The organism is Streptomyces sp. NPDC058464, assembly GCF_042721035.1.
GTDB lineage: Bacteria > Actinomycetota > Actinomycetes > Streptomycetales > Streptomycetaceae > Streptomyces.
Genome location: NZ_JBHXMA010000033.1, coordinates 41,208 through 58,813, shown reverse-complemented (window position 1 = coordinate 58,813; position 17,606 = coordinate 41,208). Strand labels below are relative to the sequence as shown.

Sequence of the window (17,606 nt, the reverse complement as noted above, 5' to 3'; positions counted from 1 at the left end):
GATCGGGTATCGGGGCGACGGAACAGGTCTTGGACGGCCGGACCGCCCAGGACGTCGAATCGACGCATGACGACTCACGCCAACAACACCCCCGCCGTATCCGTCGTCGGACCCGGCGACGGCGAGGTGCTGATGCTCGGGACCACCCGTATGCGGGTCCTGGAGGACGGACGTACCACCGGTCACCGGCTCGGTCTCGCCGAGTCCGTCCTCGCGCCGCACACCCCCGGCCCGCCGCAGCACCGGCACGCCCGGCACGACGAGGGGTTCTACGTCATCTCCGGCTCGGTCCGCTTCACCGTCGGGGACGAGGAGTACGACGCCGGGGCCGGGACGCTCGTCATGGTGCCGCCCGGCGCCCCGCACACCTTCGCCAACGTCACCGGCGAACCGGCCGTCATGCTCAGCACGTTCACGCCCGACCTCTACGTGCAGTACTTCCGCGACCTGCGGGACATGTTCGCGGCCGGTGCGGCGCCGACCCGGCAGGCGAACATCGACGCGATGAGCCGATACGCCACCGAGCCCGCCTCGTGAGGGGCGCGTACTGGGCCGTGGCCGGCCTGCTCGCCCTGTTCTACCTCTACGGGGGCGGGCTGAAGGTCGTACGGAGCAGGGAGCGGCTGCGGCCGATGATGGCGTGGGTGGACGGCATGCCGATGGCGGCCGTGCGGGCGATCGGGGGCGTCGAGGTGCTCGGTGCGGTCGGCCTGGTGCTGCCGCGGCTCACGGGTGTCGCGCCCTGGCTGGCCCTGGTCGCGGCCGTCGGCTTCGCCGTTCTCCAGGTGGGCGCGATCGGAGTCCACCTGAGGATGGGGGACCGTCAGGTCGGCCTCAATGTCGCGCTGTTGCTCGTGGCCGCGGTGACCGGCTGGCTCGCGGCGGTGTCCTGATCGTGATTAATCCTTGTACAACTCATTGAACGGACCATGAGTCTCCTGTGGGGCGTGGATCAAGGAATTCACGTTCCCGTTGTGCACAGGGGGACGAAATGGATGAATCAGAGACACCTCCGGAACCTAGGCCGGAAGCAGCTTCGGAAACGCCACCGGAGACACCGCTGGCAGCACCGTCGGCAACGCCTCGCCGTACCGCCGCGCTGATCGCCGGCGCCGCCGTACTCGGCGTCGTGGCCGGCATCTGCGTCGGCTACCTCGTGCAGGCCGACCGCGAGCCCACCGCCCTGCCGCCCCTCTCCCAGCCGTCGATCGCGCAGGCGAAGGGCGCCGGCCCGGAGCCGCTGTCGGCCGCCCGGGACCGGAAGGTCAAGGTCGACGGCGATCTGCGCAAGCTGCTGCTGAAGAAGCCGCGCGGGGCGGGCAAGGCAGTCGTCGAGGCGGGCGACGACGGATGGATGGACCTCGCCGAGTACGCGGACACCTTCAAGTACCCGGCCGGGGCCTTCCGGAGCCTGACCGAGGACGAGGAGTTCCGCCGGGCCGCCGTCACCGACTGGCGTGAGGGCAGCACGTTCAGTGTGCAGATCAGGCTGGTCCAGTTCCGCCAGGAGGAGACGGGCACGGAGGCCGCCGACGCGGCGTCCGACGGCAACTACTACGCCATCACGCCGGACAACTACGACACGCACAGCTGGCCGATACCCGGCACGGGCGACGGCATGGTGTACGTCCGCTCCAAGCCCGACACCTCCTACGGCGTGAGCCTGTACTCGGCGGAGGCGCACGCCTGGCGCGGGGACATCGAGATGCAGGTCTGGATCTACGACACGAAGCCGATCCCGAAGGCGAAGGTGCTGGACCTGGCGAAGCGGCAGATGGAGCAGCTGTGAGCGAGAACCAGGAAGCAACCTCCGTGACCCCTGAGCCGACCCCCGCCCAGCAGCCCGCGGCCCCCGAGCCGACGCTCGCCGAGCCTGCGGCCACCGAGCCGACGCTCGCCGAGCCTGCGGCCACCGAGCCGACGCTTGCCGAGCCTGCGGCCACCGAGCCGACGCCTGCTGAGCCTGCGGCTACCGAGTCGACGGCCGCCGAGCCGACAGCAGCCGAGCCTGCGGCCGACGCCCCGGACCCCGCTCTCGCGGACCCGGCCCTCGCTCTCGCGGACCCGGCCCCCGCCGACCCCGCCGCCCCCACCCCGAAGCGCCCCCGTGACCCCCGTCGTATCGCCACCCTCGTCGCCTCCGGCGTCCTGGCCGCGGCCGTGCTCGGCGCCGGGGCCTGGACCGTCGTCGCCGTGCACGACGCCGACCGCGACCCCGGTGCCCCCGTCTGGAGCCTTCCGAAGGCCGCCAAGGAGACGAAGGCGGCCTCGGTCGGCGGTCTCCGGGGGATGCTGCTGCCGTACGGCTCCGACACGTACGGGCGCGGCCCGGACATGGCCGAGTTCGGGTCGGACGCCGCGCTGACCGGTGCACAGGCGACCCTGCTGCGCAAGGAGTCGATCAAGGACCTGCCGCGTTCGCAGCGGCGGGAGCTGGAGCGGCAGATGGACCGGAACCCGGTCCGGGGCATGGCGATGCGCAGCTACGTGAGCAAGGACGCGCCGGGCTACCCGTACACGATGGAGATCGTGCTGGCGCAGATGGGGAACGAGCGGACGGTCCGCTCCATGGCCGGCGTCCAGAAGGAGCTCTTCGACGCGCTGAAGGTGTTCCGCAAGGGCCCGGAGATCAAGGGGTACAAGGACTCGACCGCGTGCTTCCTGACGCCGGCCGACAAGGACGTGAAGCTCGACACGATGTTCTGCTCCGGCTACGTGGGCGACATCCTGGTCACCACGACGGCCACCGCGGCGAAGCCGCTGGACAAGCAGAGCGCGGCGGACATGCTCCGCGCACAGCTCGACCGCATCAAGGAGCCGGGGGCGGCCGTATGACCATGGAAGTGAACCAGCAGCCGGAACCCGACGTCACCGCTGTCGCCACTGCCGTCGATGCCACTGCCGGCGACGCCACTGCTGCCGACGCCCCCGAGGAGCGCCCCGAGGTGCGCCCCGACGAGCACCCCGAGGCCCAGCCCCAGCAGCCCGCTCCCAAGGACCGGCGCCTGCTGCGCGCCGCGCTCCGCTGGGGCGCCGCCGTCGCCGTCTTCGCGGTGGTCGGCGGCGGGACGGCGTACGGCATCACCAGCCTCGACCGCACCGACGTCCCCGGTCTCGCCACGCACTCCGACGGCCGCTGGGCGTACCCCGTCCTCGTGAAGCCCCCGCTGCCCGCCGGCAGCCCCGGCCCGAACGACGACGCCCGCAACCCGGCCGGCACCCACTACGCCGACCTGCGCGAACTCGTCCTGCCCGCGCCGAAGGGCGCGAAGGCCGACGCGTCGCTCAAGGGGACGGACGGCTGGCTGGCGACGAAGACGTTCCTCAAGGAGTTCTCGCTCGCGCCGGACCGCGAGGACGTGGGGCAGCGGCTCACCGACAACGGGCTGCGGCACATCGCGGCCCGCGGCTGGACCACCGCCGACGGCACGCACACCCGCGTCTACCTGCTGCAGTTCGACACCGGGGCGGTCGCCGACCACGTGCTCGGCGACGAGCTCACGGTGAACGAGGCGCCGATCTACCGGGTGCGGGGCGGCGACGCGTTCGAGCCGGACGACCTCCTCCCGAAGGCGGCGCAGGTGGCGGACGTGCACACGGTCCTGGTCCACGAGGCCAGGCCGTACGGCGCCGAACAGGTGCGCGAGGCCTATCTCGCCTCCGGGGACACCGTCGCCGTGATCGTCCAGTCCCGGAAGGGCAGCGCGCTCGCCGTGCCCTTCCGGCAGACCGTGACCCTGCAGGGCGAGCTGCTGGGCTGACCCCACGCGGGCGTACCTCGCCAAGAGGGCCGGGTCCGGGCCGCGTAAGCTGGGGCCCGGCTCTTGTACGTACGCCCGCCTTCGCTCAAGGAGCACCCGTGGAAGCCTTCTTCGAAACCCTGCTGGTCCTGGTCTGCGTCGGCGTCGTCGCCTTCGCCTGGCTGACCGTGAAGAAGCTGTACCAGGGCCAGCGCTGAACCGAGTCCGACCCTAGGAACCCCCACTCATGATCGAGATTCCGTCCGACCTGCACAAGGACCTGGTCCCGCTCGCCTTCCTGCTCGGCAGCTGGGCCGGCGCGGGCGTCCACGACTTCCCGGGCTCGGAGAAGTGCAACTTCGGCCAGGAGGTCAGCTTCAGCCACGACGGGCGGGACTTCCTGGAGTACCACTCCCACACCTGGGTGCTGGACAACGACGGGAACAAGGTCCGTCCGCTGGAGTCGGAGTCCGGCTTCTGGCGCATCGACGCCGACCGCAAGGTCGAGGTCACGATGGTCCGCGACGACGGCGTGATCGAGATCTGGTACGGCGAGATGGCCGCGAAGACGCCGCAGATCGACCTGGTCACCGACGCCGTGGCCCGGACGGCGGCCTCCGCCCCGTACAGCGGCGGCAAGCGGCTGTACGGCTACGTCAAGAGCGACCTCATGTGGGTCGGCGAGAAGCAGACCCCCGAGGTCGAGCTGCGCCCCTACATGTCGGCCCACCTGAAGAAGGTCGTCACCCCGGAGGACGTCGAGCGCTGGGCCAAGGCCCTCCCCGACGACATGCCGGACGACGGCATCGCGTTCTTCAAGTAGTTCCGAACATCGGAAGTAGTTCTAGACTTTCGGTGTGGTGAGCACCGACTGGAAGAGCGACCTAAGGCAGCGCGGCTACCGGCTGACGCCGCAGCGGCAACTCGTGCTCGAAGCCGTGGAGACCCTCGAGCACGCGACCCCCGACGACATCCTCGGTGAGGTGAGGAAGACGGCGTCGGGGGTCAACATCTCGACGGTCTACCGGACCCTGGAGCTCCTGGAGGAGCTCCAGCTGGTCAGCCATGCCCATCTCGGGCACGGGGCGCCGACGTACCACCTCGCGGACCGGCACCACCACATCCACCTGGTCTGCCGCGACTGCGACAACGTGATCGAGGCGGACGTGGCGGTGGCCGCGGAGTTCACCGCCAAGCTGCGGCGGGACTTCGGCTTCGAGACGGACATGAAGCACTTCGCGATCTTCGGGCGCTGCAAGGACTGCGCGCTGAAGAGGGCCAAGGGGGCGTCTCCCGCGTCCGCATCCGTCCAGAGTTCAATTACCGAGTCGTAGGCTTACTCATATGAAGAGCCCTCTGCTGTCCCTGCCCGGCGCGGTGCCCGCCGAGGGCGTGGACGAAGGCGTCGCCGCGCACTACGGCGACCTGTTCCGCGAGCAGCGCGCCCTCGCCGACGGCGCCGGTTTCGTCGACCTCTCCCACCGGGGGGTCGTGGCCGTCACCGGCGAGGACCGGCTGAGCTGGCTGCACCTCCTGCTCACCCAGCACGTCAGTGCGCTGCCGGCCGGCGAGGCCACCGAGGCGCTGATCCTCTCCGCGCACGGCCACATCGAGCACGCGCTGTACCTGGTCGACGACGGTACGACCGTCTGGGCGCACGTCGAGCCCGGCACCCAGGAGGCGCTGATCGCCTACCTGGAGTCGATGAAGTTCTTCTACCGGGTCGAGGTCGCCGACCGGACGGACGACTTCGCCGTCGTCCACCTGCCCGCCGGGTCGATCGCCGAGGTGCCGGACGGCGCCGTCGTCCGCGAGACGGCGTACGGCCGTGATCTCTTCCTGCCCCGCGCCGACCTGGAGCCGTACGCCCGGAAGGCGGGTCCGGCCGCCGGGCTGCTCGCCTACGAGGCGCTGCGCGTCGAGCACCACCGGCCGCGGCTCGGCTTCGAGACCGACCACCGGACCATCCCGCACGAGCTGGGCTGGATCGGCACCGCGGTGCACCTCCAGAAGGGCTGCTACCGCGGCCAGGAGACCGTGGCCCGGGTGCAGAACCTCGGCAAGCCGCCGCGCCGCCTGGTCTTCCTCCACCTGGACGGCAGCGACGTCCACCTGCCGCCGCACGGGACCGAGATCCGGGTGGCCGACGAGGGCGAGGACGGCCGGAAGATCGGCTTCGTGACGACGTCGGTACGCCACTTCGAACTGGGCCCGGTGGCCCTGGCGTTGGTCAAGCGCAACGTCCCGGCGGACGCCCGGCTGATCGCGGGGGAGACGGCCGCGGCACAGGAAGTGATCGTCGAGCCGTAGCCCCGCCGCGGGGATCCGTCCACAGGCTGTGGATCTCCACGGGCGGTGAATCCCCCAGGCCGTGGATCTCCACAGGCTGTGGATCTCCGCAAGCTCGCTGCGAGATATGCCGTTGACACTCCATAATTGGCAACGGGCAGCGACCACTTGGACACGGTGTGCACGTGTTCGACCCGATGAGCGGGGTGCCCTCGGGGGGAGGCGCCGTGACACCGCAGGAGGAGTTCGCCGAGGCGCTGCGCGTCCGCCGGGAGGCCGCGGACCTCTCCCTCGCCGAGCTGGCCCGCCGGGTGCACTACAGCAAGAGCTATCTCAGCCGGGTGGAGAACGGCCTGCGGCCCCCGGGCCGGCTGCTGGCCGAGCGCTGTGACGCCGCTCTGCGGGCCGACGGCGCCCTGCTCGCCCTGCTGCCGCCCGGACCCGAGCAGCACGAGAGACGGGACGAGAAGCGGGCCGAGGCCGACCAGCCCGTCCGCTCCACCCGGCGTCGCCCGTCCCCCGGTCCGGCCCCGGCCCCGGCCTCCGTCCCGGTCCCGGCCGTCGACCCGCCCGCCCGGCCGAGCGGCTACGGCGCCGCCTTCGACCAGCACATCCGGCGCGGCGACACCCGCCACCTGCTCGGCGAGATGTACGAGGCGGGCCGGCACTACCAGGCCGCCTACGAGGCCGCCGGCGGCGACGAACTGGCCCGCGCGCACGCCGTCGTCCGCAGCGCCCGGCGCTGGTCGGACCCCGGGCAGGTCGACCGCGACCTGCTGTTCCGCATCGACGCCTGCCTGGCCGCGCTGGCCGGCCGCGAGGACACCCGGGCGGTGGAGCTGCGGCTCCAGCTCACCGCCCACCGGGCCAAGAAGCTCGCCATGGCCATCGGCGACGACACCGCGGTCACCGGCGCCGAACCCCGCACCGGCGCCCGGCTGGCCCGCCAGGCGCTGGCGGAGCTGCGCGAGCGCGGCCGCCGGCCGGCCGGAGCACCCGGCGGCGTCGGCGACGAGGCCCGCTGCGAGGTGCTGACCGAGACCCGCTGGGCGCTGTACGACTTCGAGCCCGCCCGCACCCTGCTCGCCCTCTCCACCGAGCTCCGCGACCTCGCCGTCCGCTCCCACTCCGCCTACTTCCAGGGGGAGGCGCTGGTCGCCCTCGCCATCGACCAGCTGCGCACCGGCCGGGTGCCCGCCGCCGAGGCGACCCTCAGCCGCCACCGCGAGTACGCGGCCCGGCACCGCAGCCGCCTCGCGCACTGGCAACAGGGCACGTTGGACGCCCTGATGAACCTGTGGCGCGGGGATTTCGCCGCCGCCGAGGGCTGGATCCTCGGGGAGGCCGGTGAGGTGGCGGCGGCGATGGAGACGGGGTTGTCGATGCCGGCGGACGCCCTGAGCCAGACCGTGCTCGGCCAGGAGTTCTGGCTGCGCCACGAACAGGGCCGCCTGGCCGAGCTGTTCGCCTCCCCGCGGATGGCCGGCGTCCAGCGCCGCGGCTACTTCCCGGTGTGGCGGGCGGGCCTCGCCCTGGCGCTGTGCGAGACCGGACGGTACGAGCAGGCCGCGGACCAGTTGCGGGCGTTCGCCGCCGACGCCGACGGCTTCACCCGGTTCCCGCCGAGCGGCTGGGCCCTGCCCACCGCGGCGACCCTCGCCCTGGTCTGTACCGAGCTGGCGGAGCGCACGGACCGCCGTGCCGAGGTGTCGGCGTACGTCCCGGCGCTGCGCGCCCTCCTCGACGCGCACGGCGACGAACTGGTCCTGGCCGGCTGGCCGACCGTGCTGCTCGGCCCCGCCGCCCGCTTCAGCGCCCTGCTCGCGCTCGTCGCCGGCGAGCCGGAGACCGCGCTCGGGCACCTCGCCCGCGCCGTACGCCTGGCGCAGCGCTACCCGGCGCAGATGGCCCGGCTCCGCCTCGACGAGGCCCGCGCCCGGCTCCGTACCGGCTCGCCCGCCGCCCGGGCCGCCGCCCAGACTGCCGCCCAGACTGCCGTCCAGGCCGCCGCCCAAGGCCTGGCCCGGACCGCGCTCGGCACGGCGGAGGAGCTCGGCATGGCGGCCCTGGCCCGGGACTGCCGGGAGCTGCTCACATCTCCAGCAGGACGGTGAACGGGCCGTCGTTCGTCAGCGACACCCGCATCTGCGCCCCGAACCGCCCGGTCGCCACGGTCGCCCCCAGCGACCGCAGCTGCGCGACCACCTCGTCCACCAGCGGCTCGGCCACCTCGCCGGGCGCCGCCGCGTTCCAGGTCGGCCGCCGCCCCTTGCGGGCATCGCCGTAGAGCGTGAACTGGCTGATGACGAGCAGCGGTGCGTCGACGTCACTGCACGACCGCTCCTCCGCCAGCATGCGGATCGACCAGAGTTTCCGGGCGAGTTGGGCCGCCTTCTCCTTCGTGTCCTCGTGGGTCACGCCGACGAGCACGCACAGGCCCTCGCCCTCGATAGCGCCGACCGTCTCGCCGTCCACGACGACGCTCGCGCCGTCCACCCGCTGTACCACCGCTCGCATGCGGACCATCATGCCCGGTGTCCGCCCGGCCCTCGCAGGGGGTTGCCGCGGGGCCCATTATTGATCCTTAACGTCCCAACTAGGGCCGTTCGGGGGCACTCGGTCACATTGCGGCCACTTGGGGTGGCACCATGCTTCCACACGCCGGTCGAGGGGACGGTTGAGACGCATGAGCACACCGAGTACCGGGCGACTGAGGACGCAGGGCACGCAGAGCGTGCAGAGCCTGCACCGGCCGCCCGTACAGCGCGGCGAGGACATCCCGCTGCCCGCGGAACCACCGGAGCACGACCTGGCCCGCCTGAGCCTGCCCGAACTGCGCGTCCTGCGCCGGGACGCCCAGCGCGACGAGGCGGACCTGAGCTATGTACGACGGCTGCTCCAGGGCCGTATCGACATCCTGCGCGCGGAACTGGCCCGCCGCTCCCCGGCGGGCGCGGCCTCCGTCGTGGACCGCCTCCCGGAGATCCTCACGGACGCCCCGGCCCGCCACCGCTCCTCCGCCCGCCACGTCACCCTGGGCACCCCGCACAACGAGGAGTACGGCAGGCTGGCGGCCGACATGCTGGCCGAGGTCGAACTCTCCGACCTGCGGGCCCGCACGGACACCGAGCTGACGGCGGCGATGGGCCGCCTGGTCCGCTACGAACAGGAGGTGTCCCGCCGCAGGCAGCGCCTGCAGCGGACGGCGGACGATTCGAGCGGCGAGATCACGAGGCGCTACCGGGAGGGCGAGGCGCAGGTCGACGATCTGCTGACGTGAGGCAGAGCGCCCCTGTCTTCGGTCCTTCAGGGGCGCGGGACTGTATCGATATGCGGCTCCGCCGCGTGGGCGCGGCCAGCCCCCACCGGCCCGCACCCGAAATTGAATCGGCACCACCCCCACCCACCACCTACCGTGCTGTCATGACTGACGCCGTCGAAGTCCGCCCCATAACCGAACCCGAACTCGCCGACTGGCACCGCGCCCTGTCCACCGGCTTCCTCCAGACCCCCACCCTCTCGGCCGACCAACTGGACGCCCGCCGAAGGCAGTTCGTCCCGGGCAGGCTCCTCGGCGCCTTCGACGGCCCCCGCTGCGTGGCGACGTTCCGCTCCTTCGACCAGGAGCTGACCGCGGTCGGCGGCGCGACCGTCCCCGCCGACGCCATCTCGAACGTCACCGTGACCCCCACCCACCGCCGCCGCGGCCTGCTCACCCGCATGATGAGCCAGGACCTGGCCGCGGCGAAGGAGCGCGGCGACGTGGTCGCGACCCTGATCGCCGCCGAGTACCCGATCTACGGCCGCTACGGCTTCGGCCCGGCGACCACGCTGACGGAGTGGACGGTCGAGGTCCCGCGGTCCGGCCTGGACCCGCGCTGGTCGGGCCCCGGGGACGGCGGCCGTATCGACCTCGTCGACGGCGAGGACATCCGCAAGCTCGGCCCCGACCTGCACGAGCGCATCCGGCGCAGCACCCCCGGCGCGGTCAGCCGCACCGACCTGTGGTGGCAGTTGCGCACCGGCGTGGTCCGCTTCGACGAGGAGTGGAAGGAGCCCTACTTCGCGGTGTACCGCTCGGCGGCCGGCGAGGTGGAGGGCATCGCGTCCTACGAGTCGGACGACAACTGGCAGGGCAAGCAGCCGTACAACACGGCCGAGGTGCACTGGCTGCTCGGCACGACCCCGGCGGCCGAGCGCGCGCTGTGGCACTACCTGTGCTCGATCGACTGGATCACCCGGGTGAAGACCGGCTGGCGGTCGCCGGACGACCTGCTGCCGCACTACCTGCCCGACCCGCGCGCCGCACGCGTCACCAACCAGGCGGACTGGCTGTGGGTGCGGATCCTCGACGTCGTACGGGCTCTGGAGGCGCGGACGTACGACAGGGCGGGCTCGCTGGTCCTCGAGGTCGCGGACCGGCAGGGGCTGGCCGGCGGCCGGTTCCGGCTGGACGCCTCCCCCGAAGGCGCGTCCTGCACCCCGACCACCGACACCCCCGAACTCACCCTCGACATCGCCGAGTTGGCGAGCGTCTGGCTCGGGGACCAGTCCGTGGCGCGGTTGCACGCGCTCGGACGGGTCCGGGAAGAGCGAGTGGGCGCCGCCCGGGAGGCCGACGCCCTGCTGCGCACGTCCGGGCGTCCTTGGTGCCCGGACATCTTCTGAGGCGGGTCTCCTTCCTCCCGGGGGCGGTACTCAATCCGTAGCGAGCTGTGAAGTTGTGACTGTGCGGGTCTGCCTGTGTTCGGTTGTCGGTGTTCAGTTGTGACTGTGCCGTGTGCTGGTCGTGCGCCCCGACAGCCGGCCCTGGTGGACCGGGCTCCCGGCTCCCCTCCGGAAGGGAACCCGGATGGCCAACCGCCGAGGAAGTATGACCATGTTGCTTGAGTTGGTGACCAACTCAAGAGTACTTATCTCCACTTGGATGCGACTCATAACCACCTTCCCGTGAACTGCCGAAAGATGGCGGGAAGTTGTACTGTTTGTCCGTGGACCCGGAACTCGCCTCCGTCAATGGGCGGAAGAGGTCACAGCGGCCTCAGGCGTCACACCGCGAGGTGGCCGACGAGCTGCGCACCCGGATCAGGTCCGGGGTGCTGCGGCCGGGCCAGCGCATGCCCACACAGGCCAAACTGGCCGACGAGTTCGGCGTCGAGCGCGGAGCCGTACGGCAGGCCCTGCGCATCCTGCAGTCGGAGCACCTGCTCATCAACGTGTCGAAGGGCGCTCCGGCGACGGTGGCCCAGGGTCAGGGCCCGGCGCGGCCCGCGAGGGGCCGGGAGGCGCCGCCGCAACCGACCATGGTGGCCCTCACCCCCCGCATAGAGGCGGCCTTCGCGGCCTCGCACGTGAGGATCGACGCGCTCTGCCTGACCTCGGTCTCGCTCAACCTCGCGCTCGGCGGGCCGCTGCGGCTCATCCACGCGGGGAGTCTGGAACCGGCCAAGATCGACGTCCGGGTGCTGCTGCCGAGCCGGGACATCGACCTCGCGTTCCCGACGGCGGTGGCGGCCGACGCCTCGGCCGAGGACGCGGTGCACGACCGCTGGCTGGCCCAGCGCAACGCCCAGGGGCAGGTGCTGCAGCACAACCTGCTGGCGCTGCGCGCCACGCACGGCATCGACGTGCACGTCACCTTCCGGGCCCTCCCGTTCACCCCGCCGGTCAAGCTGTACCTGCTCAACGGGGCGGAGGCGCTCTTCGCGTACTACACGCTGGGGCGCCACGAGCGGGAGATCGACCACGAGCACCTGCAGACGTACGACGCCGAGGGCACGCGGTCGATGCTCTTCGCCTTCGAACAGGGCGCGGGGCTGCGGGACACCACGTTCGTGGACCAGTCCACGAGGTGGTTCGACGCCCTGTGGGAGACGATCAGTTCGGAACTGCACCTGACGGCCTAAGCGGCCCGTCGGTCCCTACAGGGCGGGCCCGGTCAGCATCAGCGCGAGCAGGACGGCGCCGGCGGAGCTGAACGCCGGGCTCTTGGCCTTGATCCCCACGGTGAGCAAGAGCAGGCCGATAATGCCAGTGGCACCGTACTTCGACTGGACCATCTGCTCGAAGCCGATGACGAAGACGGCGGAGACGAGAGCGAGGGCGGCGGGCATGGTGGTTCCCCCATCAGTCGGGAAGCAAGGCTTCCGCCAACTTGACCAAGTTGGTGACCAACTCTGATTAAGTTGTCCCCAGTTGGCTACTACTTATAAACAACCTTCAAACAACTCCCGCTAGATGGATCAAAGTTGTAGCGTTTGGTCGTGACTCAGGAGAACGTGGCAGTGAACGGCGGCAGCACACCCAAGGAGATCGCCGACGCCCTGCGGGAACGCATCCGTTCGGGCGACCTCAAGGCCGGCGACCGCCTGCCCACCCAGGCCGAACTGGCCGAGGAGTTCCGGGTGGAGCGGGGGACCGTACGCCAGGCCGTGCGGGTACTGCAGGACGACGGTTTCCTCGTCGACGTCGGCAAGGGCAGCCCGCCGCGCATCGCCGAGCCGTCCGCCCCGGCGCTCGACGAACCCCAGCCGACGATGGTCGGCCTCGGCCCCCGTATGACGGAGGCGTTCGCCGCCGAGCACGTCCGCATCGACGCCGCCTGCCTCACCGCCCAGAGCCTGCTGCCGGCCCTCGCCGAGCCGCTGCGCATGATCCACGAGGGCCGGTTCCGCCCCGAACGCATCGACGTCCGGGTCCTGCTGCCCAGCCGGGACATCCCGCTCGCCTTCCCGACGGCGGTCGACGGCGACGACGACACGGTCCACAACCGCTGGCTCGGCATGCGCAACGCCCAGGGCCAGGTCCTCCAGTACAACCTCCAGGGCCTGCGCTCCACCCACAAGATCGACGTGAACGTCACCTTCCGGGCCCTGCCGTTCACCCCGCCGATCAAGCTGTACCTGCTCAACGGCGCGGAGGCGCTGTTCGCGTACTACACGGTCACCCGCCGCGAGGAGCAGACGGAGGACGGCCTGCTCGACATGTACGACGCCGTCGGCTCGGAATCCCTCCTCTTCTCCTTCGAGAAGAGAACCAGCCAGCGGGACGCCGCGTTCGTGGAGCAATCGCAGAAGTGGTTCGACGCCCTCTGGGAAACCATCACGACGGACCTGACACTCTCTTAGTGACTTCTGATACGACGCAGACTGAACTGGTGGCGGCCGAGCGCAAGAACACGACCGAAGAGCTCACCCGACTGGTCAGAGACGCCCGTGTCGTCCTCTGGGACTTCGACGGGCCGATCTGCCGGTTGTTCGCGGGCCACTCGGCGGCAGGCGTGGCCGGCGACCTGGTCGAGTGGCTGGCGGACCGGGGCCTGCACAGCCTGGTCACGGACACGGAGCGGGACTCCCTCGACCCGCACCTGGTACTGCGCGCCGTGGACCGCCGGCACCCCGGCAGCGACCTGGTCGCGGAGCTGGAGGAACGTCTCACCAAGGAGGAACTGCGGGCCACGTCGACGGCGATGCCCACGGCGTTCGCGGACATCGTCATCCAGACGTGGCGTGCGCGTGGCGCCCGCATGGCGGTCACCACCAACAACTCCCCCCGGGTGGTTCGCGCCTACCTCGACGACCGCGCCCTGACCCCCTGCTTCGCCCCGCACATCTACGGCCGCACCCAGGACCTGCACCGCCTCAAGCCCGACCCGCACTGCCTCAACCGCGCCCTCAACGCGATGGGCGCCGCCCCCGGCGCGGCCCTGATGATCGGCGACTCACCCACGGACTTCCAGGCGGCCCGGACGGCCGGGGTGCCGTTTCTTGGCTACGCGCGTAACGCCCGGAAGGCCAAGCTCCTGACCGAGGCCGGCGCGGAGTACGTGGTGGGATCCTTGTGGCCGTTGCTGGAGATACTGCGGTACTAGGCGGTGCCGGGCGGGTCTGTCTGCTGCGGGGTGTCCGGGGGAGCGATGCGCTTGCGGCGCCATGCCACCAGGATGGCGATCACATTCGACAGGGTGACGGCCAGTTGCAACAGGTCGTCGATCTGTACCGTGATCCCGAGTGCCCGTAACTCCATGGTGTCCGCCCCCTGAAAGCTCCGGTCGACCGTGCAGCATCCGGGCCCACCTGCCTGGTTGCCGGTCAATATCAGGCATGCCCGGGCAGGTTGATCCGTTAACCGGCAATGGTGCCTGGCTTCCTGTCCGACCGGATGGTGTTTGCATGGCGGCTGTGAGAGGAAAGTTCGCTGTATGGCGGCCAGGCAGGCACGTGACGGTGGTGGCAAGGCGTTCCGGCAGGTTTCGGAGGCGCTGCGGACCCGGATGGTCGACGGAACGTACCAGCTGGGTGCCGAACTGCCCGCGCAGGGCAAGCTCGCCAGGGAGTTCGGGGTGTCCCGCGACACCGTCCAACGGGTGGTGCGCGAACTGGGCAACGAGGGGTGGATCGAATCCCGCCAGGGCAGCCCGGCGCGGGTCGTCAAGGTCCAGCGCGTGCAGTCCACCACGGCCAAGGCCACCAGGTCACGGCAGGCGATGACGCTGCAGCCGCTGATAAGCGAGGCGTTCGAGCAGTCCGAAGTCTCCCTGGACGTCTTCACGTTGACCTCGGAGTCGCTCGACACCCACATCCGGCTCCAGGCGGAACGGATCCGGGCCGGTGCCATCGCTCCCGGCAGCATCGCCGTACGGCTGCTCCTGCCTGACCCCGGGCTCGACCTGCCGTATCCCGTGGTCAGGCAGGACAAGGAGGATCCGCGCCTCCGGGAGCGCCTGCGCGCCATCACCGACCGGCACACGGAGTCGCTGCGCACCGCGCTGCGGGACCTGCAGGCCGAGCGGTTGGTGCCGTCCGTCGACGTGCAGGTCAGGCATGTACGGCTGGCTCCGGCCTTCAAGCTCTACGTCATCAACAGAACTGAGGTGCTGCACGGCCTCTACGAGGTCATCGGACGGCCCATCATCCTGGACACGGGTGAGGAGATCGACGCGCTCGACGTGCTGGGGCTGGGTGCGATGCTGACGCACCACGTGGAGGACACCGACGTGGACTCGCCGGGATCGGTCTTCGTGCTGAAGATGCGGTCCTGGTTCGAGTCGGTTTGGAACCTGCTCGCCGAGTAGCGCTTCTGTCAGGTCTTGGACGAATCGAGGTGGGGGCAAGCAACGTGCGCTAGCATGCCCGCATTATCTGAGCAACCGCTCCGGTTCCTCCGTATGAGAAGGTCAAGCACACCGATCTCAGAACGACCTGACGCAGCGGGGTACCAAACCCACCCGTTGTGGCTACTCGATTGCGCCTCTGGTCGTGCGGGCAGTCCTTCGAGTTTACCGTTTGCCGTACTTTCCAGCCAGCGCTAGCAATCCCGGAGTGGCCAGTGGGCGCATCTTCTGTTCCCTCCATGTCCTTTGGGGAGCGCGCCAAACCCGGTGCAGGTCATGCGCTTTACCAGCAGATCGTGGGCCATGCCATGGAGCACGGCAAGGCGCACAGCGGGTACCACAACAAGAACTACGTCCTGCCCTTGACCGGTCCTATGGCGCTGCTGCTGCGCCGTGAGCCAGGCATGTCGGCGACCGTGCGCATCCGGCGTGCCGACGCACTGCCGGTGGTGATCAGGACCTGGCAGAACGAAGCGGAGATCCTCAGGGCCGTCAAGGCCGCGCTGCCGCACGTTCCGGAATGCCTCTTCGAGGGAAACGGCTTCGCCATCCACAGCTATGTGGAAGGAGTGCCGCTGTCCAGCGTCTGCGGCAACGGCAAACCCGTGGACACACTGCTCATCGAGGAAATCGCCCGGCTTCTGGCGCAGATGACCCAGGTGCGCAGAGGCACGCTTCCGGCGCTGCCGGCCTCCTGGCCCAGCAACGGGCATGACGGCCAGGGCTTTCTGCAGACGCTGGCGCACTGTGCCGACCAGCAGGTCCGACGGGCCAACTTGTACGCCTACGGTGGGCTGTTCGCGGCGCTGGGCATCCCGGAGGACGCGCTCACCCGGTTCGCGGAGCGGGTGCCGGTGATGGCCCGCCGGCCGTACAGCCTGCTCCACGCGGACCTGCACCGGGACAATCTGATCGTCACCTACGGTGGTCGTCCGTCGCTCATCTGCGTCGACTGGGAACTCGCCACGTACGGCGATCCCCTGCACGACCTGGCGACCCACCTGGTGCGTATGCAGTATCCCGGCGATCAGTGGTCCGAGGTGATCGAGGCCTGGGCCCGGGCCATGGAATGGACCCGGCCCGGAGCCGTCAACGGCGTGGGCAAGGACCTGCGCCACTACGTCGCCTTCGAGCGGGCGCAGTCCGTCTATCCGGACGTGATGAGGGCCGCCACATCCCTGGACGAATCGTTCGATCAGAAGGGTCTGGACGAGGCCACGTCGGCGGTGCGCCGTGCCCTGGAAGCGGCCCAGACCCCCCTGCGGCTGCGGCAGCTGCCCAGCGAAGCCGAGATCGAGCGTGTCCTGTTCCGGTGGCGGATTTCCCGGGGCGCGGCACGTGAGGAGACTTTCCACAGTTTCGTCACCGTGCCCTGGACACCGGACAGACGTGTTCCGGAGCGCCCGGACTTTCCTTATCTGGCTGTGCACAGAGCACTGCTCGCCGAGGGCGCGGCCCCGGCCGGCCGGGTGTTCAAGGGAACCGGCCACCTGAATTCGGTGGTACGGGTCTCCGGCATCGAATTCCCTGTCGTCGTACGGCGCAAGGTGAAAAACGTGTTCCGCCGCGAACGCAGTTTTCTCAGCGAACATGCCGTGCTCACAGCCATCGAAAATTCGGGTGTCTCGGTGGCGGCACCGAGAATCCTGGCCCTCGGCGAGAGCTATCCGGAAAAGTACCGGAAAGACAGCTTTGCCATTCACACCTACGAAGGATCGCCCGACATCGACCGGCCGCCCAGTCATCCGGTCCACGGCCTGCTGCCGCACGAAGCGGACCGGCTCGTCGACCAGCTCAGCGCGCTGAAGGACGTCGACTACACGAGGCTCGATCCGGCCGCCGGTGAAGCGGGCTACCGCTTCTACAGCTATCTGAGTGACCAACTCGTCCTGCTGGTGGAGAACCTGCCCAAGGAGTCGCAGCAACTCGCCAGGCAGCTCGGCCTGCCGGATGCCGGACGGCTGCGGCAGATACTGGCCCGGCACGAGGTGACTGATCGCAGACCGATCCTCCTGCACGGTGACCTGAATCCCTGGAACCTGGTGCGGCGGGACGACGCGATGGCGCTGACCATCATCGACTGGGAGATGGCGGTCGTCGGCGACTCCCTGTACGACCTGGTGCGGCACATGCATCTCACCCCGACCCGGCCGGAGATCCGGGACCGGATGTTCCGCCGCTGGGAGCGCCTGCTGCCGGCCGAATACACCCATGCCTGGCAGCAGGACTGGCGGGTCTACCGGTGGATCGAGATCGTCCGCTCCGCCTACGTGGACCTGGACCGGCTGGTCACCGGGGCGAGCCTGGACGCCCCCAACGTCCGCCGGGCCGTGGACTCGTACGCCATGACACTGGCGGCGGCGATCGCTTCCCTGGGCCTGCCGGTCCGGGCGACCGCGAATCCCCATCTTGCCCGTGCGCTGGCCTAGGGGGAGCATGGCGGAACCGCGTACCTGCCTGCCCAT

Annotated in this window: 19 protein-coding genes; 16 read left to right on the top strand and 3 right to left on the bottom strand. The window is 70.4% G+C overall.

Going from position 1 to position 17,606, the window contains the following annotated elements; genetic code table 11:
- The first annotated feature begins 66 nt into the window (after positions 1 to 66).
- The 9 genes from ACFWPQ_RS35880 to ACFWPQ_RS35840 all read left to right on the top strand — a co-directional run bounded on the left by ACFWPQ_RS35880 (position 67) and on the right by ACFWPQ_RS35840 (position 8,143).
- Positions 67 to 537 carry a cupin domain-containing protein gene (locus ACFWPQ_RS35880; RefSeq protein WP_384044318.1) on the top strand — a complete coding sequence of 157 codons (471 nt, stop codon included), beginning with the start codon at positions 67 to 69 and terminating at the stop codon, positions 535 to 537.
- On the top strand, positions 534 to 893 hold the full coding sequence (locus ACFWPQ_RS35875) for a DoxX family protein (protein WP_384044315.1): 360 nt from the start codon (positions 534 to 536) through the stop codon (positions 891 to 893). The genes ACFWPQ_RS35880 and ACFWPQ_RS35875 overlap by 4 nt, the downstream gene beginning before the upstream one ends.
- Positions 894 to 1,129: 236 nt before the next feature.
- Positions 1,130 to 1,789 carry a hypothetical protein gene (locus tag ACFWPQ_RS35870; protein WP_384044312.1) on the top strand — a complete coding sequence of 220 codons (660 nt, stop codon included), beginning with the start codon at positions 1,130 to 1,132 and terminating at the stop codon, positions 1,787 to 1,789.
- Positions 1,786 to 2,835, top strand: a complete 1,050-nt coding sequence (locus tag ACFWPQ_RS35865; RefSeq protein ID WP_384044309.1) for a hypothetical protein — start codon at positions 1,786 to 1,788, stop codon at positions 2,833 to 2,835. The genes ACFWPQ_RS35870 and ACFWPQ_RS35865 overlap by 4 nt, the downstream gene beginning before the upstream one ends.
- Positions 2,832 to 3,761 carry a hypothetical protein gene (locus tag ACFWPQ_RS35860; protein ID WP_384044307.1) on the top strand — a complete coding sequence of 310 codons (930 nt, stop codon included), beginning with the start codon at positions 2,832 to 2,834 and terminating at the stop codon, positions 3,759 to 3,761. Before ACFWPQ_RS35865 ends, ACFWPQ_RS35860 begins: the two co-directional genes overlap by 4 nt.
- Positions 3,762 to 3,987: 226 nt before the next feature.
- Positions 3,988 to 4,563 (top strand): FABP family protein, encoded by a 576-nt coding sequence (locus tag ACFWPQ_RS35855; protein ID WP_361300119.1) that lies wholly within the window; start codon positions 3,988 to 3,990, stop codon positions 4,561 to 4,563.
- A gap of 34 nt (positions 4,564 to 4,597) precedes the next feature.
- Positions 4,598 to 5,074: a Fur family transcriptional regulator gene (locus ACFWPQ_RS35850; RefSeq protein WP_384044305.1), complete on the top strand. Its 477-nt coding sequence runs from the start codon at positions 4,598 to 4,600 to the stop codon at positions 5,072 to 5,074.
- A gap of 10 nt (positions 5,075 to 5,084) precedes the next feature.
- On the top strand, positions 5,085 to 6,050 hold the full coding sequence (locus ACFWPQ_RS35845) for a YgfZ/GcvT domain-containing protein (RefSeq protein WP_384044303.1): 966 nt from the start codon (positions 5,085 to 5,087) through the stop codon (positions 6,048 to 6,050).
- A gap of 206 nt (positions 6,051 to 6,256) precedes the next feature.
- On the top strand, positions 6,257 to 8,143 hold the full coding sequence (locus ACFWPQ_RS35840) for a helix-turn-helix domain-containing protein (protein WP_384044301.1): 1,887 nt from the start codon (positions 6,257 to 6,259) through the stop codon (positions 8,141 to 8,143).
- Here the strand turns inward: ACFWPQ_RS35840 and dtd are convergent.
- Positions 8,121 to 8,546 (bottom strand): D-aminoacyl-tRNA deacylase, encoded by a 426-nt coding sequence (gene dtd, locus ACFWPQ_RS35835; RefSeq protein WP_384044298.1) that lies wholly within the window; start codon positions 8,544 to 8,546, stop codon positions 8,121 to 8,123. The two genes, ACFWPQ_RS35840 and dtd, sit on opposite strands and share 23 nt — an antisense overlap.
- 169 nt (positions 8,547 to 8,715) lie before the next feature.
- Between dtd and ACFWPQ_RS35830 the strand changes: the two genes are divergently transcribed.
- From ACFWPQ_RS35830 to ACFWPQ_RS35820, 3 genes are all read left to right on the top strand, one after another.
- Positions 8,716 to 9,309, top strand: coding sequence for an aerial mycelium formation protein (locus ACFWPQ_RS35830; protein ID WP_384044296.1), 594 nt, complete (start codon positions 8,716 to 8,718; stop codon positions 9,307 to 9,309).
- A gap of 143 nt (positions 9,310 to 9,452) precedes the next feature.
- On the top strand, positions 9,453 to 10,697 hold the full coding sequence (locus tag ACFWPQ_RS35825; protein ID WP_384044293.1) for a GNAT family N-acetyltransferase: 1,245 nt from the start codon (positions 9,453 to 9,455) through the stop codon (positions 10,695 to 10,697).
- A 317-nt stretch (positions 10,698 to 11,014) separates the two neighbouring features.
- Positions 11,015 to 11,935: a winged helix-turn-helix domain-containing protein gene (locus tag ACFWPQ_RS35820; RefSeq protein WP_384044290.1), complete on the top strand. Its 921-nt coding sequence runs from the start codon at positions 11,015 to 11,017 to the stop codon at positions 11,933 to 11,935.
- Between the two features lie 15 nt (positions 11,936 to 11,950).
- On the opposite strand, the gene ACFWPQ_RS35815 is transcribed toward ACFWPQ_RS35820, so the two are convergent.
- On the bottom strand, positions 11,951 to 12,142 hold the full coding sequence (locus ACFWPQ_RS35815) for a hypothetical protein (RefSeq protein ID WP_089101768.1): 192 nt from the start codon (positions 12,140 to 12,142) through the stop codon (positions 11,951 to 11,953).
- 144 nt (positions 12,143 to 12,286) lie between these two features.
- Between ACFWPQ_RS35815 and ACFWPQ_RS35810 the strand changes: the two genes are divergently transcribed.
- Entirely contained in the window at positions 12,287 to 13,156 is an 870-nt protein-coding gene (locus ACFWPQ_RS35810) for a FadR/GntR family transcriptional regulator (protein WP_384044287.1), read from the top strand.
- Positions 13,105 to 13,899, top strand: coding sequence for an HAD family hydrolase (locus tag ACFWPQ_RS35805; protein WP_384044284.1), 795 nt, complete (start codon positions 13,105 to 13,107; stop codon positions 13,897 to 13,899). Before ACFWPQ_RS35810 ends, ACFWPQ_RS35805 begins: the two co-directional genes overlap by 52 nt.
- Here ACFWPQ_RS35805 and ACFWPQ_RS35800 read toward each other — a convergent pair.
- Positions 13,896 to 14,054 (bottom strand): hypothetical protein, encoded by a 159-nt coding sequence (locus ACFWPQ_RS35800; RefSeq protein ID WP_361300092.1) that lies wholly within the window; start codon positions 14,052 to 14,054, stop codon positions 13,896 to 13,898. The genes ACFWPQ_RS35805 and ACFWPQ_RS35800 overlap by 4 nt on opposite strands.
- Before the next feature lie 175 nt (positions 14,055 to 14,229).
- Here ACFWPQ_RS35800 and ACFWPQ_RS35795 point away from each other — a divergent pair, with 175 nt between their 5' ends.
- On the top strand, positions 14,230 to 15,102 hold the full coding sequence (locus tag ACFWPQ_RS35795; RefSeq protein ID WP_384044281.1) for a GntR family transcriptional regulator: 873 nt from the start codon (positions 14,230 to 14,232) through the stop codon (positions 15,100 to 15,102).
- Positions 15,103 to 15,380: 278 nt separating this feature from the next.
- A complete protein-coding gene (locus ACFWPQ_RS35790) occupies positions 15,381 to 17,570 on the top strand; it encodes a phosphotransferase (RefSeq protein WP_384044278.1) in 2,190 nt (729 codons plus the stop codon).
- The last annotated feature ends 36 nt before the right edge of the window (positions 17,571 to 17,606 follow it).

Excerpts from the sequence above, each read along its gene's own strand:
- ACFWPQ_RS35880 (WP_384044318.1), top strand. The coding sequence starts at position 67 with ATGACGACTCACGCCAACAACACCCCCGCCGTATCCGTCGTCGGACCC.
- ACFWPQ_RS35860 (WP_384044307.1), top strand. The coding sequence starts at position 2,832 with ATGACCATGGAAGTGAACCAGCAGCCGGAACCCGACGTCACCGCTGTC.
- ACFWPQ_RS35855 (WP_361300119.1), top strand. The coding sequence starts at position 3,988 with ATGATCGAGATTCCGTCCGACCTGCACAAGGACCTGGTCCCGCTCGCC.
- ACFWPQ_RS35845 (WP_384044303.1), top strand. The coding sequence starts at position 5,085 with ATGAAGAGCCCTCTGCTGTCCCTGCCCGGCGCGGTGCCCGCCGAGGGC.
- dtd (WP_384044298.1), bottom strand. The coding sequence starts at position 8,546 with ATGCGAGCGGTGGTACAGCGGGTGGACGGCGCGAGCGTCGTCGTGGAC.
- ACFWPQ_RS35830 (WP_384044296.1), top strand. The coding sequence starts at position 8,716 with ATGAGCACACCGAGTACCGGGCGACTGAGGACGCAGGGCACGCAGAGC.
- ACFWPQ_RS35825 (WP_384044293.1), top strand. The coding sequence starts at position 9,453 with ATGACTGACGCCGTCGAAGTCCGCCCCATAACCGAACCCGAACTCGCC.
- ACFWPQ_RS35815 (WP_089101768.1), bottom strand. The coding sequence starts at position 12,142 with ATGCCCGCCGCCCTCGCTCTCGTCTCCGCCGTCTTCGTCATCGGCTTC.
- ACFWPQ_RS35800 (WP_361300092.1), bottom strand. The coding sequence starts at position 14,054 with ATGGAGTTACGGGCACTCGGGATCACGGTACAGATCGACGACCTGTTG.
- ACFWPQ_RS35795 (WP_384044281.1), top strand. The coding sequence starts at position 14,230 with ATGGCGGCCAGGCAGGCACGTGACGGTGGTGGCAAGGCGTTCCGGCAG.
- ACFWPQ_RS35790 (WP_384044278.1), top strand. The coding sequence starts at position 15,381 with ATGTCCTTTGGGGAGCGCGCCAAACCCGGTGCAGGTCATGCGCTTTAC.